Genomic DNA, 22,712 nt, shown 5'->3' on the forward strand with positions numbered 1-22,712 from the left:
TGCGTTTTCCCGGACGGTAATGGTGCTCACGTTCACAGGTCAATGCTCCGATGACTGAAACATCACGAACGAAACCGTTCGGTTGTGCGGCAGGATGTCCCCTCATACATCGGACGAAATGAGGGAGAGATGGCTACCGCACTGCTGGTCATGGAGGAACGGCGCCGGGCGGACGTCTATCCGGAGAGCGTGCTCAACGGGCTGGATGACCTGGTCGTTTGGCAGGGTCCCGCGCTGACGCGGGAGCAACTGGCGGCCCGGCCGGGCGTGCTGGACGAGGTGGAGATCCTGTTCTCAGGGTGGGGCGCGCCGGTGCTCGACGCCGGGCTGCTGAGCCACGCCCCGCGATTGCGCGCCGTGCTGGTGGCGGCGGGCTCCGTGCGCCCGCTGACCACGCCGGAGTTCTGGGCGCGGGGCATCCCGATCGTCTCCGCCGCGTCGGCCAACGCGATCCCGGTGGCGGAGTTCACGCTCGCCCAGGTCCTGCTGGCGCTCAAGCAGTTCCACCGGATCTCCCGCGAGATCAAGGAGCTGGGGCGCTACCCGGGCGAGACGTCCGTCGCCGGGGCGTACGGGTCGAGGGTGGGGTTGCTCGGGCTCGGCGCGATCGGCCGCCTGGTCGCCGCGCACCTGCGGAACTTCGACCTGGAGGTGGTCGCGTCCGACCCCTTCGCCCCCGCTGACCTGGGCATCGCCCTCGTCCCGCTCGCAGAGCTCTTCGACACGTGTGAGGTCGTCAGCCTGCACGCTCCGCTCCTGCCGCAGACCGAGGGCCTGGTCGACGGCGACCTCGTCGCCCGGCTCCGCACCGGGGCCACACTGATCAACACCGCTCGTGGCGCCGTGGTCGACGAGCCCTCCGTCGTCGAGGTCCTCAGCCGCAGACCCGACCTCACCGCAGTGCTCGACGTCACCTGGCCGGAGCCGCCGCCGCCAGGATCACCGCTGTACGGCCTGCCCAACGTCGTCTTGACACCGCATCTGGCCGGGGCGATGGGCGCCGAGCGGGCCCGGATGGGGGAGCTGGTGCTGGACGAGGCCCGCCGGCTGCTCGCGGGGGAACCGCTCCGCCACGCCGTGGACCCCGCCCTGGCGAGCCTGCGGGCGTGACGGCGTGGACCCGGCGCTCAGGGAGCATCTCAAGCGGCTCGACCTCGACCTGCTCATGGCGGGGCACGCCGATCCTGTCCCCGATGACTGGGCACGTCCGGTACGGAGTTACGGCTACAACCGCCTCTACCTGATCCTCGACGGTGAGGCGACGATCATGCTCGACGGGGTCGAATACCAGCCGAGGCCCGGCCAGCTCTACTTCCTGCCCGCCGGGTCCGCCCTGGGCTTCTCCTCCTCACGGGAGCGTCCGCTGCGAAAGTACTGGGCGAACTTCACGGCGACCGTGGGCGACCACGACCTGGCCTCGCTCGTCGCGCTTCCCCGCGTCCTCGAGGTGGAGGATCCGCCCGCCGTACAGGACTTGTTCGTGCGGTTGCTGGCGGCGGGCAAGGGGACGGCACAGGTGACAGGGCCGCTCCGGCAGCGCGCGATCCTCATGGAACTGATGGCCTACCTGGTGGAACACGCTCCGATCGGCTCGCTGAAGCCGCTCAGCGAAGGGCCGGGGCGGATCCTCGAGTACATCGACGCGCACCTGGGCGAGGTGATCACAGTCGGGCGGCTGGCGGAGGCCTTCCACTACAACCCGACGTACTTCATCACCTACTTCGCCCAGCTCTTCGGGATCTCCCCCAACCAGTACATCCGGCGATTGCGGGTCGAGCGGGTCAAGCAGGCGCTGATCCACTCGGAGCAGCGGATCGAGGAGATCGCGGGAACGGTCGGGTGGGAGGCCGCATACCTGTCGCGGGTGTTCCGGCAGGCGACCTCACTGACACCGACGCAGTACCGGGCCTTGCACCGGGCCTCCTGAGGATCGTCCTAGGAGTGCCCGAGTTTTGGCCATGCCCAATGGAATGCACCTTCTCTACCTTGCCGGTATGAAGCGTTTAGCAGCCCTTGTCGCCGCAGCCGTCCTGGCGCTTCCCGCCGGCCCCGCCTTCGCGGCCGCGGACCGTGAGGTGCTCGTCTCGAATCCGGCCGAGCTGGCGCAGGCGATCGGCTCGGCCGCGGCGGGCGACACCATCGTGATGGCCGACGGCACCTGGCAGGACACCGTCATCGCCCTCACCGCCCCGGGCCCGCTCACACTGCGGGCGCAGACCCCCGGCAAGGTGCTGCTGACCGGTAAGTCAGCGCTGTCGCTGAACAGCCCCAACCTGACGGTGAACGGCCTGACCTTCACCGGCGGCCAGGCGCCCGACGGCGCCCTCTCGGTGATCACCTTCAACAGCGACTACGGCAGGGTCACCGACACCGCCGTGGTCGACTTCAACCCCGCCGAGGCACAGACCGCCTACTACTGGGTCTTCTTCAAGGGCGGGCACAACCGGCTCGACCACGCCCTGCTGAAGGGCAAGAACCACCAGGAGCCGCTGGTCGGCAACGACAGGGGAGCGGCGGCCACGTACAACGCGGTCGACCACACCCGCTTCGCGGACGTCCCCAACGTCGGCCGCAACGGCATGGAAGCGCTGCGGATCTGGGGCTACGGGCAGTGGGGCGACCTCGGCACCGAAGAAGGCGCGTACTTCACCATCGAGCACAACCTCTTCGAGCACGTCGACGGCGACGACGAGATCATCTCGCTGAAGTCCAACCACAACACCGTTCGCTTCAACACGATCAAGGCGTCGAGCGGCGGCCTGGTGCTGCGCTACGGCAACTACAACACGGTGGAGAACAACGTCATCCTGGGCGAGCGCTACCCGGCCAGCGAGGGCATCCGGGTCAGCGGCGACCACCACACCGTCCGTGGCAACTACGTGGCCGGGGTGTCCGGCTACGGGCTCAAGGTCACCAGCGGCGAGCACATGTTCGACGCCGACCACCGGCCCGACTACCTGACGCCCGACTTCGCGCCGCAGCCGAACCCGCTCTCGCCGTACGGCTATCTCTTCCACTACGGACAGGTGACCGACAGCACGTTCACCGGCAACGTGTTCGTCGACAACGCCAAGAGCGACATGCACCTCGGCTGGTTCTACAAGAACCACTGGCCCGGCTACCAGATGGTCCTGCTGCCCGAGCGCAACACGTTCAACGGCAACCTCACGTACCGGCCGAAGGGCGGGGTGTCCGTGGTCACGTCGGCGCAGGAGACCGCGCCGCCGCTGGACAAGTTCACCTTCCAGCCCAACACCTTCCACGGCGACGTCGTGTACGGCGGGACCCTCGACATCCACGCGCCCAACAGTGCCAAGGGCATCGTCGTCCTGCCCGCCCGCAAGGCCCCTCCCCCAGCCGACCAGACCGGGCAAACCGGCCCCAGCTGGCAGACCGGCTGACCTGGCCGACCCCACGAACCGGCGCGCTACTCGTGGTGGGAACAGACGAACCGCACCGCCACCGCCAACCTAGCCTCGGTGTCAAAGCTGGATGAGATCCGTACGCGGCTTCGGTACCGGCTGCCGGACTTGATCTCGCAGAACAGGGTGCCGGGGCGGCGGTGGCGGTCTGCGCGGGCGCGGCCGGGACGCTGAACACGGGACGGGCGACGTGCTCTTCCACGGCCTGTCACGGTCGCCAACGACCACTTCTTCGACCAGTGGCGCCACACCCACCAGCCCAAGACGAGCCCATCACACCCGCCAGCCCCAAGACGAGCCCGTCACACCCGCCGACACCCCGCAGGCTCCAGTCGGGCCCTTCGACGGTACGCGCCACCCGCAGGCCAGAGCAGGCCACCACCCACCCCAGAAGCCGCAGATCCTGCCACCCCATCGCAGTGGGTGCGAGCTGGGGTGGGTCGGAGCTCTAGAAGATCGCTTCCCAGGATTTAGATGATCGTTTCCCAGGAAACCTGCACGGAGTTCTCTTCGCAGAGACCGCTTAGATCCCGGTATCGGGATCGGTCAGTCGTTGCCGGGTTTGCTGAATTCTTCGATCAGCACGGGATACTGCTCCCCACCGTGTCCGGCGGCGATCGAGCGGTCGGCCATCGCCTTGATCAACTTCGGCAGTTCGGCGTTGACACCCACCGCCTCGCTCTCCTCGATCAGGTGTGCCATCGCCCGCGCGTCGGTCTCCAGGGCCGACACCTCGGCCGGGAAGGAGCCGCTGTCGATCTGCTCGGCATACCCAGGCAGCCATTCGGCCACACCGGCAGCGATCTGCTGCGCAAACGGCGCATACGTTGCGGCGTCAACACCGGCCGTCCTGAGCATGGCCGTGCCCTGCAGCCAGGCGTTCAGGACGCTCCACATCATGGCGAGGCCGGCCACGTCGTACAGAGACGCCAGCCCATGGTCCGCACCAAGGTAGGTGACGGTGCCGAGCGCGTCGAGCGTTGACTTGTGCGCCTCGAAGTCCGGCTGCGGCCCGCTGTGCAGAATCACCGCCTCGGCGGTCCCGATCGCCGATGGGATGGCCATGATGGCGCCGTCCAGGTAATGGGCGCCGCGCCGCTCGGCCCATTGGGCGGCTTCCCGGGCCTGGGCTGAGTCGCCCGAGGTCAGGTTGATCAACATCTTGCCGTCCAGCTCGCTATCGTTCGCGCCGAGCAGCTCGTGCATGGCCTGGTAATCGGTGACGCAGATGATCGTCAGGGAACCTGCCTTGAGCGCGTCGCCAACCGTTGGCGCCAGCCGTGCACCCTCGGCCACCAGCTGGTCGGCCTTGAAGGTTGTACGGTTCCACACGGTTGTGGGATGCCCGGCTTTCAGGAACGCGCCGGCGAGTGCCCGACCCATCAGTCCGAGTCCGATGACTGTCACGGGTGTATCGGTTTTGCTGTTCATGGCAGCATCGTCAACGTTGATACCGGTGTGAAGGTCAAGTGAGGTTTCGATGCTGATCGGGGAATTGAGTCGTCGGACGGGCGTGAACGCCCATCAGCTGCGCTACTACGAAGCCCAGGGCCTGCTGGAAGCAGACCGGGGCGCGAACGGTTACCGCGAGTACGACGAGAACGCCGTGCTGCGGGTGAAGCAGATCCGGCACCTGCTTGGTGCCGGTTTGTCCTCCGAGGACATCGCGTACCTGCTGCCCTGCGCGGTCGGAGAGGCCCCGGAGCTGCTCGGATGTCCCGAGTTGCTGGCCGCGATGCGGTCACGGCTGCAGCGACTGGACGATCAGCTTGCCAGGCTCGCTCAATCCCGCGACGCTCTTGCCGACTACATTGATGCGGCCGATCGAATGGCCAGCGAGAGCTATCCGCCCTTTGACGATGCTGACCAGGAGCCCGTGCCCGCCTGAGCGATCTGTCGGCCTTTCGGCATGGAACCCAGGGTCCCCGTCTTGCCCCGTTCGCACGGACCTTCCAGGCGGCAGTGACTGCCAGCGCTTTGCTATTCACAGTGTGGAGTTGCCTGACTGCATGGCGTGAATGCGTGAGCGTGACTACTTGTCTCCAGGGAGACGGTGGTGACGTCGCCACTGGAACGCTCGGCCCAGGCTGAGGTCCGCACTACAGCAGGTGGATGAGCTGCGAACGCGGCTGACCCGAAGAGCAGGTCCGGCGGTTGTCCATCACCCGGGAGACCCTGACATTGCTCGCCGATCACGCCGGGGAGCAGCCCGGCCTTGACCCTCACGATCCAGATGCGACATCGCCGTTGCCTGTCTTGCGCGGCGGGCGGGAGCAGGCGGTGGCGTTGCAGGCCACGGCGCGGCAACCGATGCGGACGAGGGAGATCGTGCAGGCGCGGGGCAAGCCGGACACCCGCTCGCAGGTGGAAGGAATGCGGTCCCGCCTTCAGCGGCTGGTGGCCGACGGGTGGTTGCGACGCGAAGAGGACGGTCTTTACGCGATCGCTTCCGACGTCAACGGACATGCGCCGAAACGGGAGGCCGATCAGCCATCTCTGCGGTGTTTGAGCTCGTACATGCCGCGAACTCCGGGCCGGCAGCGTCCGCTGGCTGTCTCGATCATGATTGTCCCGATCGCGTAGCAGTCCACCCAGTGCCTGGCCTGGGGAGGTCTCCGCACGTCCGAGAACTCTGACCTGCGCCTCCAAGCGCGATGGCAGCGCGCGACGCAGGCACGTTATCGGCCTATCCGGGGATTGCTTCGATAAGGCTACCGGGAGCGCACTTGGTGACGCGGGCGCGGGTGCGTCAGGTCCAAGTCGCCGAATCCGGGTCGATGCCTCGATCGCGGGCGTTGGCGTCGATGATGTCACGGAGCCAGATGGTCAGGCCTGGCTCGATTTCGTCGTAGTAGGCCGTGAAGCCAGGATCGGCGGCGTACTTCCTTCCCAGGCAGACCTGCATCGAAAGGGTGCAGTCGAAGTACGCGTCCATGGAGGCCCTGTGTCGTTCCGCCAGAGCGTTGGCTTCGGCGCTGCCTGGCCTGACGCCGGCGCGCTTGGCTGCTGCCAGGTCGTGCTCGAGCGTTGTGATGTTGTCGGCGATCTGCTGCCAGTCCTCGGGGGTCATGCTCGCGGCGCGCTCGGCGTACTGTGCCCACTGAGCTGTGTCGCCCCACCGGTCACGTGCGCCCGCGGCCAGTGACGGCTTCCAGCGCTGCCCGAAGATCGCGACTTGTTCCTCCGCGGAGAGCAGGATGCCGGCGCGTGCGGCTTCGATCATGCGATCGACCGCGTCGACCATTGCCTGCAAGCGGGAGATGCGATCGAGGAGCTGGGCACGCTGTTGTCTCAGCGGCACGGTCATATCGACCGTCGGAGCATCGAGAAGTTCACCGATGTCGTCGAGCGACAGACCAAGCTCGCGGTAGATGAGCACCCGGTGGATGCGTGCGACGTCAGCTGCCGAATAGAGCCGGTAACCGCCGGTGGTTCGCCCGGACGGGCGGACGAGCCCGATCGCGTCCCAATGATGGAGGGTGCGGACGGTGACTTCCACGTGCGATGCCGCGGCCCCGACGGTCAGCCCGTCGGGTCCCGCGGCATCGTCCATTGCGGTGTCGGTCACGCTGTCGAGTCTGACATGCGCGTCTGACCTACACGGTTTCACCCCTTGGGAAGCGTGAAGCCGTTTGCTTCGAGGTAGCGCGCCTCGGCGCTGTCGAGGTCGAGGGGACGGGCAGCGGTCATGATCACGCGAGCGTTCTCCGGCGTGATGACTTCCAGTTCTACGGTGTTCCACGGAGTCTGTCGCGGTCCCGTCGTGCATCCGGGCACCAGCGCGGTGCACGCCTGCGCGATCTCGTCGACCTGGCTCAGCACGCAACTGAAGCCGATGCTCACCGTTGAAAGGGCCGGCAGGGCACCGGTCGGGACGAGCAGAGCGTCCTGGAACGCCCACCGTCGAAGGTGCGTGACCTGGCCCGGGACCGTGAACAGGTCGATGAAACCGAGCCCGCGGGTCCAGAAATCCACGGACGCGGCCAGGTCCGGCGTCGGCACGGTGACGAACATCGGCATGCCGTAGATGCCCCGGAAAATCTCAGGTGGCGTCGCGTCGGGTCCGGGCGGAGGGACAGGGCTGATTTCGAATGCCTCAAAGTGGTCGGTCATGCGTTCATCGTGGTGCCTGACGCAACGTTAGGGTCAAATCCGGATCAGCACGTGTACCAAGTCATACCGACACGCGTTGCAGGCCATGCAGGTGGCAGGGCCTTCCTCTTGCGATGGAAACGGATCTTGCAGTCTTTGGGGTCAGCAATGCCATCGCCGCCTACAGTGACCCTTCCGCGACACCCCACCACACAGGGCCCAAAGACGCCCAAAGGTAGCCTGGAAGCCTCTGAAACGACGAGGTCCCCCTCCCCTGTCAGCAAGGCACTCACCCGGCAACAGGCAGAGGCAGTGCTCAAGGCCGCCGAGTCGAGCCACGCGCCGGCGACTTCGCCGGGCCTGCCTGCTTCGCCCCGGCCGTGCCGTCCGCCTGGGCCTGACGCACCCAGTTACGCAGGGTCTCCCTGCTGATGCCCAGGTCCTGCGCGACCGACGCCAGCGTCCGCGCCGGGTCAGACAGGTACAACGCGACGGCATCCGCCTTGAACTCCGGCGGATACGACTTCATCGCCACGTGGAACTCCTTGTCTCCGGATCTCCATCATCCGGTGCTCAAGGTGTCCACACTTCAGGGGTAACGCCCATCTTTCGGCTGGATTCCGTAACTTTGGTCACGCCGATGTGCAACAACCGGCCGCGAAGCCACAACGTGCGAACGTCGCGGCGGGCCTGGGGCTGACACGATGCTGGCCGCATGATTGGAAGAATGTCACTGGCGGGGCCGTCGATGCGGCGGCTGGTCGCCCTGGTCGGCGGCGGCTGTCTCGCCATGACCGCGTGCGTCACGCAGGCCGCCGCGCAGCCACAAGCGGCGTCGACGCCGCGACCGTCGATCGTGAAGCTGGACTCTGGCCGGATCCAGGGCTTGAACGACGGCACGGTCAGAACATACTCGGGGATTCCCTTCGCGCAGCCGCCGGTGGGAAGGCTGCGGTGGAAGGATCCGGTGCGGGTCGTCCCATGGCAGGGGGTGGCCGACGCCACCAAACCCGGTCGGCAGTGCACGCAGATGGCGGAGGGCAAGCTGGTCGGCGGGGAGGACTGCCTGTTCCTCGATGTCACCGCGCCGGCCAAGTCGTCGCGCAAGCGGCTGCCGGTGATGGTGTGGCTGTACGGGGGCGGCTTCCTCGAAGGCTCCGGCAGCATGTACAACGCCCGGCGGATGGCCGACCAGGGCGAGGTGATCGTGGTGACGCCCAACTATCGGCTCGGGGCGCTCGGTTACCTCGCGCTTCCGGGGCTGCCGGGCTCGGGCACGTTCGGGCTGGCCGACCAGCTCGAAGCCCTGAGATGGGTGCAGCGCAACGCCGCGGCCTTCGGCGGCGACAAGGACAACGTGACGCTGATCGGCCAGTCCGCCGGCGGGGAGAGCACCTGCGGGCTGCTGACCTCTCCGGCCGCGCGCGGCCTGATCGACAAGGCCGTCATGCAGTCGGGGACGTGCACGCTCAACTGGCCGACCGGCACCTACATCCCCGTTCCGGACATGCCGCCGATTGCGCCGTACCCTTCGCTGAAGACCAGCCAGGACTTCAGCTTGGCCGCGGCCAAGCAGCTCGGCTGCGCGGCGGGCAAGGAGCTGGAGTGCCTGCGCGCCAAGCCGGTCGCCGAGCTGATGAAGGTCAACAAGAGTTTCGGCAACAACCTCGCCTACGGCACGCCGCTGCTGCCGCTGGAGCCGGCGCAGGCGCTGCGCGCGGGCAAGTTCCTGCGTGTGCCGGTGATCTCCGGCGCCACCAAGAGCGAGAGCACCGGTTACGTCGCCGGCACCGCGCAGGCCGGATTCCCGGTGACCGCCGAGAACTACCCGACGTTGATGAAGAACGCGTTCGGCGAGCATGCCGACAAGGTGCTGAAGGAATATCCGCTGACTGACTTCTCCTCCCCCGGCCTGGCCTGGGCGACGGTGAGCAGTGACCGCGGATGGTCCTGCCCGACCTTGGAGGGCGATGAGGCGATGGCCGCCCGCACCACGGTGTACGCCTACGAGTTCGCCGACGCCAAGGCCCCGAACATCTTCGGGACCCCGTCGGAATTCCCGCTGGGCGCCCAGCACGCCAGCGACCTGCCCTACCTGTTCGACCTGGACGGCAAACCATGGGACGGGCTCACGCCCGAGCAGTGGCGCCTGGCGGAGCAGATGATCGGCTACTGGACGTCCTTCGCCCACACCGGCAAGCCCCAGGCCGCCGGCGCACCCGCCTGGCGCGCGTTCACGCCGTCCGGTCAGACCGTCCTCAGCCTGAAGCCCGCAAGCCAGGGCGGCATCGGTCCGGCCGATGTCAGCGGTGAGCACCGATGCGCCTTCTGGCGCGGGCTCGACGGCTGACCACCGGCCCGGCCCGGGCCCGGGCCGGGCGCCATCGCGGGCGATGACGGATGACAGACTGTGCAGACGTGATCAGGGTTCTGCTGGCCGACGACGACCCGATAGTGCGCCGGCATCTGACGGCGATTTTCGGCTCCCAGCACGGAGATCGAGGTCGTCGGCGAGGCACGAGACGGGGCGGAAGCGGTCGAGGAGGTCCTGTGCAACCAGCCCGACGCGGTGCTCATGGATCTGCGCATGCCGGGTGTGGACGGCATCGCCGCGATCGCACGCAGGCCGCCTTGCTCACCACCAGGCCGGGCTCCTCGACGAGCCCGGCTGAACCCGACCCACCGCGGTCGACCTGACCGACGCCCGGCAGCGAGCCGCCAACCCAGCGGCCAAACCCCGCGTCCTGCCCCGACCCACAAGATCGGCGCACTGCCGAAGATCTGCCACCAGCGCACCATCACCCTGCACCCCGGCGACCTCGGCCACCTCGACAAGTTCCGCCAGGATCTGCCCTACCTCAGCTCCTCGTGGCGAGGGACGTACTCCACCTCTGGAGCGATGACGGAGGGGCTGAACGGCCGTCTCAAGGGCCACGACCTCGATCTGAGTGATCCGAAGAGCCGGCTCGCCCACGGCCGCGTCGCCCAGACCATCCTGGTCGCCCTGCTCGTCACCGTCACCAACGACCACTTCCTCGACCAATGGCGCCACACCCACCAGCCCCCAGACAAGCTCGCAACATCCAGCCCGGCGTCGGCTTCGCCATGCCCAGCGACGCGAACGTGGACCTCGACCAGCGGCCTGACACCACCCGGGCCTCCCCAGGCACCTCCCCACGAACCCCGAACCAGGACGAACCCGATTCGGAATCCCCTGAAATGTTCTGTCGCAGCGAAGATTAAGCGAGTCTCATCGAAGCTTGAGTGATTGCGGCTCGTGAGTCTGTCGTGACTTCGGGTGCCAGATGTTGGTCAGCTGTGGCGCCACCTCATGTAGCCGAGAAGTGATGTCGATGAGTTTGACTCCATCTCCGGGGTTGGGGTGACACGATGGATGTCTGCCCCTCCACTGCTGCGCGGAACGCCGCACCGAACTGGTCTGGTGCTTCCAGCCATGGATGGTGTCCCGCGTTCGGGACGATGACGACCTCGCAGTTGAGACGTGTTCCGAGACGTCGCAGGGCATCGGCGGGGCGGCTATCGCCGGCTCCACCGATGATTATCGCGCCGGGCGGCAGGTGCTCGCGAAGTTCATCCACGTGTGATTCGAGCGGGTCGGCTTTCTTCGCTGCGTTGAGCTGGGCGTTCATCGCGTAGTTGATGGGCCGCAGCGTGCGGGCCGATGTCAGCGCCCAATCCCATGCCCGAGCTTGGTCGGCGTGGTCGGTAAGCCACGACAGCGTGAGGTACTCGATCTCCTCGGAGTCTGTGCGCGATTCGATCGCATCGAGTTCGTCGAGCCTGATCTGCTGCTCGTCAGTGCGTCGTGCTCGCTGTGCTGCTCGGTCGGCTTCCCGCCAGGGATCGAGGAAGGGCCCGGCGATCTGGATCAGTCCGGCCACGCGCTCGGGATGGGCCAGCAAGAAGTAGCTGGCCATATTGGTTCCGAACGAATGCCCCACCAGAACAACCCGGTCGTGTCCCCACGCATCAAGCAACAACGCCAAGTCGTCAACGTGGCGAGCGATCGTGTGCTCTCCCTCCCAGGACGATCCGCCGGTGCCGCGCTGGTCGTAGCGGTGGACCAGGCACAGGTCGTCGATGATGCCGGCGACTGGGGCGAGATAGTCGGGGACTCCTGGACCGCCGTGCACCATGACCACGGGAAATCTCTGCGGGATCACGGAGCCCGTGGTCCAAGTGCGTACCTGCGTACCGTCATCCAACTCGATCATGGCCGCGGTCATGGACATGAGCGTAAGACAGCCGGGGTCCGGGTACCGGCGTCAAAACTCATTCTCGCCGACATCTGGCTCCCGTGCTCATCGGCAGAATCAGGCACGGCCGCTGTGCTCTCAGCTGCCTTCTGGCGTTGCTTCCGACGTTCTCGATAAGCCCATACTCGGCATGCGTCCGAGCACCAGAGCCGAGGCAAACCACGAGGGTCATCACGAGGCAGCACAGCATCGCATCGACCGCATCGTCGGCGCGGCGGCTGGCCGGCTCGACGGCAATCGCGAGAGCACCAGCGGGACGGAGCAGGCGAGGTGAAGGAAGTTCCGCATGACTCGCATGAGTTCACGACCGGCGGTTGAGGCACTGGCCGGAAAGGTTCGAGATGGCGCTGGCGGTATGCCATCTGGCGGCAAGTGGCCGAACACCAGCGAGCGGCTCCCTGAGCTCCAAGGCGGAGCGGGGCGGAGCATCTCTCGCAGAGGAATCCGGCAAGGGTGCGCCGCAGCACGTCCTGAGTGCGGCCGCTTGCGGCCGCGAGTCGGTCCAGCCGCGGGCGTCCTCGGAAATCGGACGATCCCTGCAGATGCGAGCGCAGGAGATTCGGTGCAAGGTGGTTGGCACCGGCCAGACGCTTTACGTAGGAGACGACGGTCTCCCCCTGGCGGGGGCGGACGTTGACGGGCGGTAGGCGGTGGTCGTCCGGGCTGCCAGGCGGCATGCCGGAGCCTTTCCGAGAGCTGGCGGGTCAGTTGGATTCGGAGCTGTGGTCGAGCGGGATCGCCTCCAGGCTCTTCTTTGTGATCTTCTCGTTGCCGGTCAGGAGCGCGTCCAGGGCCGCGCCGCGAATCAGGTGGGACAGCGAACCGATCATGCCGCCGGTGCGCTGGTGCAGGTAGCGGTCCAGGGAAGTGAGGGTGCCGGGGCGGTGTGCATGCAGGCGGAGCGCGTTCTCCAAGGTGGCCACCAAGCCCTGCCACTCGGCGTTGTAGGCGAGCGGCGCGGTCGGGATCAGGGTGAAGCGCCCGTCGATCCGCTGCCCGCGGGTGCCGAACGGCCGCCTCAAGGGCCACCACATCGACCTCGGCGACCCCAAGAACCGCCTCGCCCACGGCCGCGTCGCCCAGACCCTGCTCGCCGCGCTCATGGTCGCCGTCGCCAACGAACTCATCCTGCTCGCCTGGCGGCAAGCCCACGAGCACCGCGAGCCTCCGCCCGAGGACACCTACGCATCCGCTGCACAAGATCCAGATCTGGACCCGCCGACAGCATCTGGCAGGCCACCACCGGGCGCTTGATTCGCTGGGTTGAAAATCAGACAGCACTACCCCGACCGACCGGTCCCGCAGGCCCGGCCGCCAGCCCTCCACGCGCTTCCAGCGGCTCAACACCACCAGCGCCCCTCGCCTCGAACGCCATACGGGCCGGAACCGACCCGTTCAACGATCCGAAGACCTCGGAAAACGCGAAATCCCGTCCGATTCAGATGATCGGACGGGATCCCGTCAACTTCAGTCCAGCCGTCTCAAGAACGGCTCCTGGTGGAGATGAGGGGATTCGAACCCCTGACCCCTTCGATGCGAACCCCGGTGGGACGTACCGTGCCTGCTCACCGAATGCCATCCGGTGCCGTCAAGTGCCGAGAGGATGGCATCCGTTGATCTCGGCTGCGCTCCCGTGTCAGCAAGTCCGCTGACTTTTCGCTGACTCCCTCGACCTTCCAACCTTCCGGCGAGCCCTCCTCGCACCTCCAGTGACTACACGCACGCGCAATGCCTGGATACTGCCAGCTATGGTCATCGTCGAAGTCGTCCTGGAGACCTACGACGCGGTGGACTTCACGGCCTGGCCGATCGCGGAGCCGTCGAACGACCGCCTTCTCGCCCTGTCCGACCGGATGTCTCCCGCCGACGTCGGGACGGCCATGGCCGTCATCTTCAGCTACAACAACATCCCCGTCACGCACGCCGCCGACCTGACCGAGGCGCATCTGCAACAACATCTCGCCGAAACGGAAGGCCTGATCGCTCCGGGCGGTCTGCGCTTCCGCGACACCACCACCAACGTCAACGTCTCGCCCGGTTGCTGTTTCGGCTTGGAGAACTGGCGGGACTGGCGGGACGTGGCTCGCGGGCAAGAATCTTGGCTCGGGCACGACCCCACGCCACACATCACACATGTGGGTCACGTCATCCAGCTCCGGCAGAACGATGAGGACTCTCCGTCCATCGAGATTACTCGCCGCGAACTCTCCAGCCTGCTCACCACAGCCCAACAGCATTTCTCCGGGTTCCTCGACCTCGCCCAGCAATGGGCGGCGATCACTACCCCAGGGCTGGCCGACCGGCTCATCTCAGCCCTCGACCAATACTTCATGATCACTGAGGCCTTTCATCGTGGTGATTCTGAACGCTTCCACACGAGGCGGGATGTTGTGCCACCATGATCGCCTCGTTACGACGAAGGAGGCTGCTTGGTCGTTTTCTCCTGTGCGGGGTGCGGCGCCGTGATGACCGCGAGGGTGGCGCGGGTGGCGCTTCCCGACCACTCTGGCCAGAAGGACGGCCATGGCCTGCTCCCCGGTCTTCTGGAGCCAGGAACGTACGTGGTGGACCCTGGAAACGGCCGGCCTTGGGAACCATTGAAGCCCGAGCCGGAAGAGCATGGCGTCCGACTCCAGACGTACTGCATCTCGGGACCCCCGAACAGGATCGGGATCGCGCCGGGCGACGTCCGCGGAACCGTCATCATCCCGGAGCGGTTGGGCGGCTGCTGTTGTGGCTGGGACGGCCAGTATGGTCCCAACCTGGCGTGCGCGGGGTGCGGCTGTCCGGTGGCGACCCGCGTCGACGACTGCGGGTTCTGGCAGGTGGTGTGGCTGGAGCCGGACGCCGTGCGTCCTGTCGCCGTCGATGGCCCCGTCCAGCGGGTGATTGACTGGGCGGAGCTGCCGAGCACGTCGCCCGTTGATCCGCGTGGTTTCTGGAGCCCAGTGTGGGAGGCCGCGGTCGCGGTGGCACTGGCGCACCTGCTGGCGGTTTCGGGTGGTAGGCGGGTGTCCCTCCCTGAGGGGCCTGTCGCACAGGCGTTGCGCCGGACGATCGACAGTCTGCTCCCTCCGGGGCCACCGGAACGACACCTCGCCCTGGCCGGGCCCGGCCTGTCCGCCGCGATCACGGACATCGCACTGGCGCCGAGGCATCCGCAGACCGGTGAGGTATGGCCGTGTGACGCAGGAACGGTGGTGCCGCTGGCTGCGGACGTGTGGACGTACATGGCCTTCAACGATGATCGCCGGCTCATGCCGGCGGCGTACGGGATGCCTGCCGTCGTTCGCCGTGATGATCCGCCCCCGCTGCTGCCGCACACTCTTTTCCGTCCCGATGGACGAGTGTTCATCAGCACGCTGGAGCGGCTGGCGGCGGTTCGGCAGCCGTGGTTGCGCCGCATCTATGACTCGGTGAAAGACCGCCCGTACATGGATCCGTTCTCGTAGACGCTAACCCCCCGCACGTAGCTCCACCAGCAACACGGCCCGGCTCCAGAACCGGGCCGTGATCTCGTGGGTCTCAGGACGTTGGTGCACTGCGAACCCGCCGGGGTATCTCGACGGTCCGCAGCGCGGAAGAGTGTCAGCAGTAACGCTGCGCCCTAGCGCTGAACTCCGTTGCGGAGAGCAGGACATCGACGCCATCCGGTCGTTGTCCGTCGTAATCCTGCACGAGTATGCGACCCGTCGTTATCTGCTTCGTGGACTCCTTCGTAAAGGTGACATCGGCCATTCTCACGTGCGTCTTGGCGTTGTACGCGCCGGCAACGTACTTCTGCCCTTCCCGGAGGTTGAGATCGCCCTTGGCCAGAGACCATCCGGAGGAGATCTTCTCCAGGTCCAGCGAGGCCATCGGCCCAGTCAACGTCGGCGCTCTAATGTCGGCCTGGTGCACGAGCTGATCGTTGGCCCTCCGATAGATGACCACACCATCGGGGGGCTGTTGGCACCAAGCGGCAACTACGGTCAGTCTTCCCTGGGCGTTGACCGTAATCCCGGTCGCTCCTCCGGGAGCCGGGCTGGTAGGGATACACCCAGTCGCCGTAGCCAGCATGAGGAAGGCGAGGCTCTGCCAAATCGGGCATCGCTCTGTACGCGTTCTCACTGGTTGCACCGTTCGATCAATGGCGGCATCAGGCCTCTCCCTCTGTTGGCATGGGCTTCGAGAAGAGACGTGTCGGATGCCGATGTTGTTCGGGCGGTGCAGATCATCGTTGCCGGATCGGCATCTACCGCTACGGCGTGCGAGTGGTCTGCAACTGAACTACGTCGCCGCACCCGATCGGCCATGAGCAGATCTCGACCACATTCACCGCCACACACGCCTAACGTGACCGCAACGGCGGAGTGCGCGCGGTGTTCGCTGACATTTCGCTGACTCCGGCCTCGGAATCGCCAACGGACACCCCACTGATCAACTAGGATCACCAGCCGGTCGCACGTGCCCTGACCAGCAAAAAGGCCCGATTCCAGTGTCGGAACCGAGCCTTTTGACCTTGTGGGGGTTCACGAGTGTGTGTGACCTGGGCGAACCAGGGACGTGGAAGATCGCTTTCCCGTATGACAAGTGATCGTTTCCCGCCCGTGTCGGGGCGGGTAGTCCCAGTCCGGACGCTCAGGCGGTGCAGAACTGGGTCACCTGCCATCAGTATGTTGTCTGGATGACGCCCTCCCGGACCACACCACCCCGGCCCGTCGACATCGCCGCGGCGTTCCCAGAGCTGGCCGCCTACCGTCGTACGGCGACGCGCCTGCATCCACGGCCAGGGGACCCGGGGCCTGGGGACAGTTCGGTGGGCGGGCCGCTGCTGTGGCCGGCAGATGAGCCCTGGCCGACCTGCGAGACGTTTCACAAAGGGGAGGTGACGACCGAAGGTGTCCGGCTGAGGCGCCGCATCCTCGCGCAGGCCTGGGGCCGTACCAGACGGGGTGAGAGCCTGGTACTCAGCGAGCAGGAACAAGCCGATCTGGAACGCGCCGACGCCACGCCGACGGACGAGGATGACGCGAAGGCCAATCCCATGCCATTGATGGCGCTGGCACAGCTGTACGCTCGCGACGTCCCAGGGCTGACCTGTCCGGAGCGGATGGACCTGTTGCAGGTCCTGTGGTGTCCTCACGATCACGACGAACACGATCTGTACTTGCCCGCCGTGCACCTGCGCTGGCGCCGCGCGTCCGACGTGACCGCCGTCCTGGCCGACCAGCCAGAGCCGGCGGTCGTGGAGTACGACGATTACGTACCGGAGCCGTGCATGCTCCATCCCGAAGTGGTCACCGAATATCAAGATGTTGAACTGCTCCCCCAGGATCTGCGAAAGCGGATCGAAGACTGGGAGCAGGCCGCCGGGCATGACTACCAGAAAGAATTGTCGCTCACCACCGGGTGGAGAGTCGGCGGTTTCGCCTCCTGGAGCCTCTCCGGCCCGCAACCGATGATCTGCGAGTGTGGCCGAGACATGAAGCCGCTGCTCACGATCGACACCTGCGAATGGGAGAGCCCGTACTGGCGGCCCGTCGAGGAGCCGGACTACCCCAGCGGCGAGTTCGAGTCCCTGGCTAAACCGAACATGCCCACGGAGATCGTCATCAGTCGCGGCTACGCGCTTTATGTGTTCATCTGTCCTGACTCGTTCGACCATCCGCTGCGCTTCACCATGCAATGAGCCGCCCACGCGCCGATCACGGGGGTGAGGAACCCAGGAACAGCCGTTGGCGCCGAGAATGATCTTGGACGAAACGTGACATCCGGCTTCGGTGTGTGATCTGTTTACCTGGCGATGTCTGGCCCGTGGATGATGCGGTGGATGGTGGAGCGTCCGACGCTGTACTCGGTGGCCAGGTCGGCCAGGGACACCTCGCCTTCGGCGTAGCGGCGGCGGATGGAGCGTCGGGCGGGTTCGGGCAGTTTGGGTTGCTTGCCCTTGAGCTTGCCGTTCTTCTTGGCCAGTGCCATGCCCTCGCGGGTGCGCAGGTTCCCGAGGTTGGCCTCGAACTCGGCGACCATGGCGAGGGTCTGCAAGAACAGCCGCCCGAACGGGTCGTTCCAGTCGTAGACCGAGCCGCCCAGGGCGAACAGGACGCCGCGGCCGGACAGGTCGGTGAGGATCTCGTTGGCCTCGGCCATGTTACGGGCGAACCGGTCGAACTTGGTGACGGTGAACACCGACCCGTTCCAGACGGCGGCGAGGGCCTGGTCGAGCCCGTTCCGGTTGCGGCGGGTGGTGCCGGAGAAGCCGCGGTCGATGTAGATGCGGTCTTCGGGGACGCCGAGGGTCAGGAGTTGCTCGGTCTGGATCACGACGTCTTGTTCGTCGGTGGAGCAGCGGGCGTAGCCGACGCGGGTTCCGTTCACGCGCTCAAGTGTTCCGGATAGGGGGCCTCCACCGGAACAGTTTGCGGAACACCTATACGGAACAATCTGACCTGGGCGGTTGCCCGGGCGGCTGGTGTTCCGGTGGGGGATCCCCTAAAGGAACATCACCACGATCATGCGGCCGTCGGCCTGGAGATACCCGAGCGGTGCCTTTGCATCAGCGGACACAGGGCCATGGTGCCGATTCTGTCGCTGATCTTGCACGAGGCGTTCGACTCGGGGGTGGTGCTGGGACGTGGCGCCAGCCGCTCGGTTGTTGGATTTTGGCAGGCAGCCAAGCGGCCGGCGCGACCCGCCTGTCGTCCGGGGGAAGCAGGCTCAGACGCAGCCTCTCCGCTTTACGGACTTGGACCAGGCCGGAAGTTCATCGGTGATCTGCGGACGGGTGACGGACCAGACTTCACGCCCTTGTCCCGGCACGAGCTCCTGGCCGCCCAGGAAGACGTAGGAGGTCTTGTCGAAGATGAAGGATTCGCGGGAGATGGCGCCCCCGGGGCCCAGGTTGTCCACCCGGGTCACGGCGATGCCCGTTTTGCCGGTGGCGTCCTTGAGCTCTTCCGTTTCGATGCCCGGCAGGGTCGCGGCGATCTGGAAGATGGCCGCCTGCAGCTTGGGCGGCATCGGGTGGGCGAGGACGCCGAGGGCGCGCCAGATCTGGGTCGCGGTGTCCTTTTTGAGGACCATCTCCTTGCCGTATTCGGCCAGTTTGTGCCGGAGCTGCTCCTGGTCGGTCGGCCACCCACGCAGGTCGGCGTAGGTGGGGCGGCCGTGGCCGGGGCACCAGGGCCCGAGTTCCTTGTACTCGCCGCGGCCGCGATGGGGGCGGGACTTCGACGGCTTGCCCCAGCTAAGTCTTGGGCGGGAGCCGTCGACGGAATCCCAGAACTCGCCCGTGATGCGGCGTGGACCGGGATCGGGAACCCCCTTCTCGGGGCGCGACTCCGCGATCTGCTCGTAGTGGAGGTACTGGTCGTCGCGGGGTTCCGGCCACGGGGTGGCGATCGCGGCCTCGGCCGCCAGCCTCAGCACCTCGGCGGCGCTCGCGGGCGCGGCAGGCTTGAACGTCTGGACGGCGATCACTCCTGCGGTCATCGCCGCGACCAGGCCGCCTGCCAGCATCAGGCGCCGCAGGCCGGCCACCCGGGCCCGGGGCCGGCGCTTCGTGCGGGCTTCGGCCAGGAGGGCGGTACGGGCGGGGGCGAGGCGGTCCGCCGTGGGGTGCGCCTTGTCGGCGAACAGGTCGCGCAGCGCGTTCAGATCGGTCAGGTCAGTCGGCTCGTTCATGAGGTCTGCTCCGTCGTGGGGTCGGTGCTGCCGAGGGCGTCGCGGACGATGGCCCGCGCACGGTTGAGGCGGGAACGGACTGTCCCGATCGGGATGGACAGGGCGTTGGCGACCTCCTCGTAGGTGAGGTCGGCCCAGGCCACGAGTAAGAGAACGTCACGGTCACGGCCCTTCAGCGAGGCGAGCGCCTGGGCGAGAGGGCGGCGTACGGCATGCGCGCTCGCCCGCTCGAGAGCTTGTTCCGCGGCGTCGTCGGTTCCGGGAAGCACGCCCACTTTCGAGTACGCCTTGTAGCGGTGTGTCTCGGCGCGCTGATGCCGGCGGATGAAGTTGGTCGCGAAGCCGTACAACCAGGGCAGGGCCTGCGGACGGGCGGTGTCGTAGTCGTGGCGCTGCCTGAACGCGGCGAGGAACGTCTCGGAGACGATGTCGTCGGCCGTGTCGTCGCCGAGCCGGCGGGCCACATAGCGGTGGATGTGTCCTGCGTGCCTGTCGAACAGCAAGGCGAAATCCTCGGGATCTCGCCACGACCGTTCGATTAGGTCGGCGTCAGACAGGGTCGTACTGAACGGCATGTGGGTGGGCCTTTTCGAGGAAGGAGTGTCGCCTGTCTTTCACACGAGTCAGGAATTGAGTTCACGAGACGCTGCCGACCGCCCGGAAGGCTTGGGTGAAGACCAAAGGCGCCCACGCCAAGACCCGCCACCATGGCCAGGAGTGTTCACGAATGGGCTCGGCCTCGAACGGAAGAGGGACGAAGAAGATCGCTTCCCGAGATCGACGTGATCGTTTCCCAGCCGAGGGCGTCTACCGGTTCGACTTCCAGCCTCCACGATGACGTCACGCCGAACGTCGCAGAGACCCGCCGCTCACATCAGTTGCCGGGCACGATCGTGCTGGGCAGCCTCGGGCTTGCGTCCGTCCAGCCGGATGCGGTCACAGCGGTCCACGAGGTCAGTGTTCCCGTACGGTCGGAGGATTGTTCTTGCACGGCCAGCAGCTGGCCTGAGGATTCCTGGATGATGAGCTGCCTTGCCCCAGAGAGTTCGATCCCTCTTCCGACCCGTCCTAGGGGATCAGTGATGGCCCCGATGTCCTTGACGCTCGGGAAACTCGCGAGCATGCGGTAGAGCGCGGCGCGTACTTGAGGAGTGGTCGGCAGTTGGGAGAGCAGGCTGGTGGCCTGGGTGTACAGAAACTCCTCATCGGCCGGGTAACCACCTCGCCGGGCCCATTCCTGGAGAATTTCCTTGAGCCGCATCGGGTCCGCCGGCAAGGCCATGACTTGTTTTGTCGTGACGTGTATGGGTCCGACCTGGGGATAGGAAACTTCGCGATTGTGCTGGTCGTCGAGTCGCAGGGCGAACGGCGGCGGCGGCACCACGCCCCCGATGCCAGGAACGCCGGGTCCTTCGCAGGCGCCGAGCCGGTACGCTCCCTGTTGGCGCCAGATCGCCTCATCGGCCTGGGCAAGCGGTTTGCCTGACTGAGCGGTGACCAAGAGCCAGCTCGGCTCCCGCTCCGACTTGGCCATCCAGGTTTCATGAGTGCATCTCACCTGATAGCTGAGCATCTTGGGTGTCATGCCGGTGGGTGCGCGTCCTTCCTGTCCCGTTGCCACGCTCTGGCCGGCGCTGTGCCAGTAGCGGCCGGTCGCCGCGCTGGTGGTCTCGATCCGATCCGCGGCGGCAAGCAGGACGGTACGGGCGGATATGGGATATGACGTTGAGGACCCAGTGCCTGTGCTCCGTACCTGTACAACTGTCGCGACCGTGACGGCCATCGCGACGGCGGCGATGCGAATGGCGGTCATGATGTTCGATCTCGGCCGTGACGGCCTACCGGCTGGTCTTTGGTGTGGCTCGTCGCCGGCCTTGATCAACAGGTCGTCGGCGGAAAGGCGGGATCCGCGATCCAACGAGTCCGGACGAGCCATGGCGAGTAGTCGCATGGTGTCGGGCTTACCGCTCATCGAAGTTTCCCTCCGGGGATGATCACGGGCTTGGGAGACGGGGCGGTACCTGCGGTGTCGATCGCCGATTGCAGCCGACGGCGTGCGCGATGCAGCCGGACGAAGAAGGTGGCCTTCGTACAGCTCAGCACCTCGGCCGCTTCCGCAGCGGACAGGCCGTGCCACGTGGTGAGAGTCAAGATCTCTTTGTCGTCTTCGGAAAGGGTGGCCAGGGCGCGAAGTACGGTGAGTCGTTCGGTGGTGTGTTCGCCCACGTCGGTGACGGCCTGCTCCATCCACGTGCGCAGGTCGGCCTCCAGAGATTCACGACGGGCGGCCTGCCGGAAGTTGTCACGAAGGATGTTCCGGGCGACGCGGAAGAGCCATTGCAACTGCGCGTGGTCGGGGATGTCGTCGAGTCGTCGCCAGGCGACGAGGAAGGTCTCGCTGACCACTTCCTCCGCGAGTTGATGTCCGGCTCGACTCACCGCATAGCCGTACACCCGCGCTTGGTAGGTGTTGTAGAGCGTGGTGAAGCGCTCGTGGGGGTTGGGCAAGCCGGTTCCTTCGGTCGGGGAGGCACGTTGTCCATGGAGCATGTGGTCCGGACGAAGGCTTTCTTACATCTCAATTTCGCCCTTCTGCGAGCCGGGTGGTTCGAGCCGGTCCGCGGAGGTGCACGACGCCTGCCGGGGGCACCAGATCACGCTCGCCCGCACCGGCCTTCGACTGTTCCACCATTGAGATGCGTGGCCTGAAAGGATCTTCAACCGCGTAGTGACTGCCAGTGTTTCGCCGTTTACATTGTGGAGCTGTTGGGCTGCATGGCGTGAATGCGGCAGGCGGGTACGGCTGCTTCTCCTATGGGAGGCGATGGTGACGTCACTGTGGGAACGCGCGCCCCAGGCCGAGACGGCCGCGCTACGGCAGGCCGAGGACTTGCGGGCGCAACTGGCCGCAGTCGAGGAACGACGACATCCCCGACATCCCCGCAGGGCACATCGACCGCACGCCGCTCGCGGGCCGGAGCAGGCCACCACCCGGGCCTCCCCGGACACCTACTCCGCTGCTACCAAACCAGGACGAACCCAATTCGGAAACTCCTGAAACGACAAGATCCCGCCTGATCTCGATGATCAGACGGGATCCCGTCAACTTCAGTCCAGCCGTTTCAAGAACGGCCCCTTGTGGAGATGAGGGGATTCGAACCCCTGACCCCTTCGATGCGAACGAAGTGCGCTACCGGACTGCGCTACATCCCCAAGGACCTCGACTAGGTTAGCAAACTCCTGGGGGTTCTCGCGC

Annotated in this window: 22 protein-coding genes, 1 tRNA gene and 1 pseudogene; 11 read left to right on the top strand and 13 right to left on the bottom strand. The window is 66.4% G+C overall.

What is annotated here, in order from left to right; translation table 11 throughout:
- Positions 1–129 precede the first annotated feature (129 nt).
- The 3 genes from ABT294_RS20815 to ABT294_RS20825 all read left to right on the top strand — a co-directional run bounded on the left by ABT294_RS20815 (position 130) and on the right by ABT294_RS20825 (position 3,401).
- Positions 130–1,110, top strand: a complete 981-nt coding sequence (locus tag ABT294_RS20815; RefSeq protein WP_350807692.1) for a hydroxyacid dehydrogenase — start codon at positions 130–132, stop codon at positions 1,108–1,110.
- A gap of 4 nt (positions 1,111–1,114) precedes the next feature.
- Positions 1,115–1,927, top strand: a complete 813-nt coding sequence (locus ABT294_RS20820) for a helix-turn-helix transcriptional regulator (RefSeq protein ID WP_350807694.1) — start codon at positions 1,115–1,117, stop codon at positions 1,925–1,927.
- 67 nt (positions 1,928–1,994) lie between these two features.
- Positions 1,995–3,401 carry a polysaccharide lyase 6 family protein gene (locus ABT294_RS20825; RefSeq protein ID WP_350807695.1) on the top strand — a complete coding sequence of 469 codons (1,407 nt, stop codon included), beginning with the start codon at positions 1,995–1,997 and terminating at the stop codon, positions 3,399–3,401.
- A gap of 567 nt (positions 3,402–3,968) precedes the next feature.
- Here ABT294_RS20825 and ABT294_RS20830 read toward each other — a convergent pair.
- Positions 3,969–4,853 carry an NAD(P)-dependent oxidoreductase gene (locus tag ABT294_RS20830; protein ID WP_350807696.1) on the bottom strand — a complete coding sequence of 295 codons (885 nt, stop codon included), beginning with the start codon at positions 4,851–4,853 and terminating at the stop codon, positions 3,969–3,971.
- A gap of 49 nt (positions 4,854–4,902) precedes the next feature.
- Between ABT294_RS20830 and ABT294_RS20835 the strand changes: the two genes are divergently transcribed.
- Together ABT294_RS20835 and ABT294_RS20840 are read left to right on the top strand one after the other, a co-directional pair.
- A complete protein-coding gene (locus tag ABT294_RS20835) occupies positions 4,903–5,310 on the top strand; it encodes a MerR family transcriptional regulator (RefSeq protein WP_350807697.1) in 408 nt (135 codons plus the stop codon).
- 266 nt (positions 5,311–5,576) lie between these two features.
- The gene (locus ABT294_RS20840; protein ID WP_350807698.1) at positions 5,577–6,005 is read left to right on the top strand and encodes a non-structural maintenance of chromosomes element 1 family protein; all 429 of its coding nucleotides are present in this window, start codon (positions 5,577–5,579) and stop codon (positions 6,003–6,005) included.
- Positions 6,006–6,171: 166 nt separating this feature from the next.
- Here ABT294_RS20840 and ABT294_RS20845 read toward each other — a convergent pair whose 3' ends face one another.
- From ABT294_RS20845 to ABT294_RS20855, 3 genes and pseudogenes are all read right to left on the bottom strand, one after another.
- Positions 6,172–6,990, bottom strand: a complete 819-nt coding sequence (locus ABT294_RS20845; RefSeq protein ID WP_350807699.1) for a MerR family transcriptional regulator — start codon at positions 6,988–6,990, stop codon at positions 6,172–6,174.
- Between the two features lie 38 nt (positions 6,991–7,028).
- A complete protein-coding gene (locus tag ABT294_RS20850) occupies positions 7,029–7,535 on the bottom strand; it encodes a VOC family protein (protein ID WP_350807701.1) in 507 nt (168 codons plus the stop codon).
- Positions 7,536–7,854: 319 nt separating this feature from the next.
- A pseudogene (locus ABT294_RS20855) lies at positions 7,855–8,049 on the bottom strand (transposase); the annotation flags it as partial.
- 180 nt (positions 8,050–8,229) lie between these two features.
- Between ABT294_RS20855 and ABT294_RS20860 the strand changes: the two are divergent.
- Complete coding sequence (locus tag ABT294_RS20860) at positions 8,230–9,864, top strand: carboxylesterase/lipase family protein (RefSeq protein WP_350807703.1); 1,635 nt, start codon at positions 8,230–8,232, stop codon at positions 9,862–9,864.
- 225 nt (positions 9,865–10,089) lie between these two features.
- Positions 10,090–10,782, top strand: a complete 693-nt coding sequence (locus ABT294_RS20865) for a hypothetical protein (RefSeq protein ID WP_350807704.1) — start codon at positions 10,090–10,092, stop codon at positions 10,780–10,782.
- A 61-nt stretch (positions 10,783–10,843) separates the two neighbouring features.
- Here ABT294_RS20865 and ABT294_RS20870 read toward each other — a convergent pair whose 3' ends face one another.
- Both ABT294_RS20870 and ABT294_RS20875 read right to left on the bottom strand, forming a co-directional pair.
- Positions 10,844–11,761 (bottom strand): alpha/beta fold hydrolase, encoded by a 918-nt coding sequence (locus tag ABT294_RS20870; RefSeq protein WP_350807706.1) that lies wholly within the window; start codon positions 11,759–11,761, stop codon positions 10,844–10,846.
- A gap of 734 nt (positions 11,762–12,495) precedes the next feature.
- Positions 12,496–12,813 carry a hypothetical protein gene (locus ABT294_RS20875; protein ID WP_350807707.1) on the bottom strand — a complete coding sequence of 106 codons (318 nt, stop codon included), beginning with the start codon at positions 12,811–12,813 and terminating at the stop codon, positions 12,496–12,498.
- Between ABT294_RS20875 and ABT294_RS20880 the strand changes: the two genes are divergently transcribed.
- The 3 genes from ABT294_RS20880 to ABT294_RS20890 all read left to right on the top strand — a co-directional run bounded on the left by ABT294_RS20880 (position 12,794) and on the right by ABT294_RS20890 (position 15,243).
- Entirely contained in the window at positions 12,794–13,045 is a 252-nt protein-coding gene (locus ABT294_RS20880; RefSeq protein WP_350807708.1) for a hypothetical protein, read from the top strand. The genes ABT294_RS20875 and ABT294_RS20880 overlap by 20 nt on opposite strands.
- A 494-nt stretch (positions 13,046–13,539) precedes the next feature.
- Positions 13,540–14,193, top strand: coding sequence for a hypothetical protein (locus ABT294_RS20885; RefSeq protein WP_350807709.1), 654 nt, complete (start codon positions 13,540–13,542; stop codon positions 14,191–14,193).
- A gap of 27 nt (positions 14,194–14,220) precedes the next feature.
- A complete protein-coding gene (locus tag ABT294_RS20890; RefSeq protein ID WP_350807711.1) occupies positions 14,221–15,243 on the top strand; it encodes a hypothetical protein in 1,023 nt (340 codons plus the stop codon).
- 136 nt (positions 15,244–15,379) lie between these two features.
- Here ABT294_RS20890 and ABT294_RS20895 read toward each other — a convergent pair whose 3' ends face one another.
- Positions 15,380–15,649: a hypothetical protein gene (locus ABT294_RS20895; RefSeq protein ID WP_350807713.1), complete on the bottom strand. Its 270-nt coding sequence runs from the start codon at positions 15,647–15,649 to the stop codon at positions 15,380–15,382.
- A gap of 769 nt (positions 15,650–16,418) precedes the next feature.
- Here ABT294_RS20895 and ABT294_RS20900 point away from each other — a divergent pair.
- Positions 16,419–17,462 (top strand): hypothetical protein, encoded by a 1,044-nt coding sequence (locus ABT294_RS20900; protein ID WP_350807715.1) that lies wholly within the window; start codon positions 16,419–16,421, stop codon positions 17,460–17,462.
- Positions 17,463–17,566: 104 nt separating this feature from the next.
- Here the strand turns inward: ABT294_RS20900 and ABT294_RS20905 are convergent, their stop codons facing one another.
- The 6 genes from ABT294_RS20905 to ABT294_RS20930 all read right to left on the bottom strand — a co-directional run bounded on the left by ABT294_RS20905 (position 17,567) and on the right by ABT294_RS20930 (position 22,669).
- Positions 17,567–18,151, bottom strand: a complete 585-nt coding sequence (locus ABT294_RS20905; protein ID WP_350807716.1) for a recombinase family protein — start codon at positions 18,149–18,151, stop codon at positions 17,567–17,569.
- A gap of 339 nt (positions 18,152–18,490) precedes the next feature.
- Positions 18,491–19,456 carry a CU044_5270 family protein gene (locus ABT294_RS20910; protein WP_350807717.1) on the bottom strand — a complete coding sequence of 322 codons (966 nt, stop codon included), beginning with the start codon at positions 19,454–19,456 and terminating at the stop codon, positions 18,491–18,493.
- Positions 19,453–19,959, bottom strand: a complete 507-nt coding sequence (locus ABT294_RS20915; RefSeq protein WP_350807718.1) for an RNA polymerase sigma factor — start codon at positions 19,957–19,959, stop codon at positions 19,453–19,455. The genes ABT294_RS20910 and ABT294_RS20915 overlap by 4 nt, the downstream gene beginning before the upstream one ends.
- Positions 19,960–20,330: 371 nt before the next feature.
- A complete protein-coding gene (locus ABT294_RS20920; RefSeq protein WP_350807720.1) occupies positions 20,331–21,428 on the bottom strand; it encodes a CU044_5270 family protein in 1,098 nt (365 codons plus the stop codon).
- Positions 21,425–21,964, bottom strand: coding sequence for an RNA polymerase sigma factor (locus tag ABT294_RS20925; RefSeq protein WP_350807721.1), 540 nt, complete (start codon positions 21,962–21,964; stop codon positions 21,425–21,427). The genes ABT294_RS20920 and ABT294_RS20925 overlap by 4 nt, the downstream gene beginning before the upstream one ends.
- A gap of 631 nt (positions 21,965–22,595) precedes the next feature.
- Positions 22,596–22,669, bottom strand: a tRNA-Ala gene (locus ABT294_RS20930).
- Positions 22,670–22,712: the final 43 nt, after the last annotated feature.

The sequence above is a fragment of the Nonomuraea sp. NPDC000554 genome (assembly GCF_040300065.1).
GTDB lineage: Bacteria > Actinomycetota > Actinomycetes > Streptosporangiales > Streptosporangiaceae > Nonomuraea.

What these genes read in the sequence shown, in the direction of transcription:
- ABT294_RS20815 (WP_350807692.1), top strand. Translation starts at nt 130, where the DNA reads ATGGCTACCGCACTGCTGGTCATGGAGGAACGGCGCCGGGCGGACGTC.
- ABT294_RS20825 (WP_350807695.1), top strand. Translation starts at nt 1,995, where the DNA reads ATGAAGCGTTTAGCAGCCCTTGTCGCCGCAGCCGTCCTGGCGCTTCCC.
- ABT294_RS20830 (WP_350807696.1), bottom strand. Translation starts at nt 4,853, where the DNA reads ATGAACAGCAAAACCGATACACCCGTGACAGTCATCGGACTCGGACTG.
- ABT294_RS20835 (WP_350807697.1), top strand. Translation starts at nt 4,903, where the DNA reads ATGCTGATCGGGGAATTGAGTCGTCGGACGGGCGTGAACGCCCATCAG.
- ABT294_RS20850 (WP_350807701.1), bottom strand. Translation starts at nt 7,535, where the DNA reads ATGACCGACCACTTTGAGGCATTCGAAATCAGCCCTGTCCCTCCGCCC.
- ABT294_RS20860 (WP_350807703.1), top strand. Translation starts at nt 8,230, where the DNA reads ATGATTGGAAGAATGTCACTGGCGGGGCCGTCGATGCGGCGGCTGGTC.
- ABT294_RS20865 (WP_350807704.1), top strand. Translation starts at nt 10,090, where the DNA reads ATGGATCTGCGCATGCCGGGTGTGGACGGCATCGCCGCGATCGCACGC.
- ABT294_RS20870 (WP_350807706.1), bottom strand. Translation starts at nt 11,761, where the DNA reads ATGACCGCGGCCATGATCGAGTTGGATGACGGTACGCAGGTACGCACT.
- ABT294_RS20885 (WP_350807709.1), top strand. Translation starts at nt 13,540, where the DNA reads ATGGTCATCGTCGAAGTCGTCCTGGAGACCTACGACGCGGTGGACTTC.
- ABT294_RS20895 (WP_350807713.1), bottom strand. Translation starts at nt 15,649, where the DNA reads ATGGCCTCGCTGGACCTGGAGAAGATCTCCTCCGGATGGTCTCTGGCC.
- ABT294_RS20910 (WP_350807717.1), bottom strand. Translation starts at nt 19,456, where the DNA reads ATGAACGAGCCGACTGACCTGACCGATCTGAACGCGCTGCGCGACCTG.
- ABT294_RS20920 (WP_350807720.1), bottom strand. Translation starts at nt 21,428, where the DNA reads ATGAGCGGTAAGCCCGACACCATGCGACTACTCGCCATGGCTCGTCCG.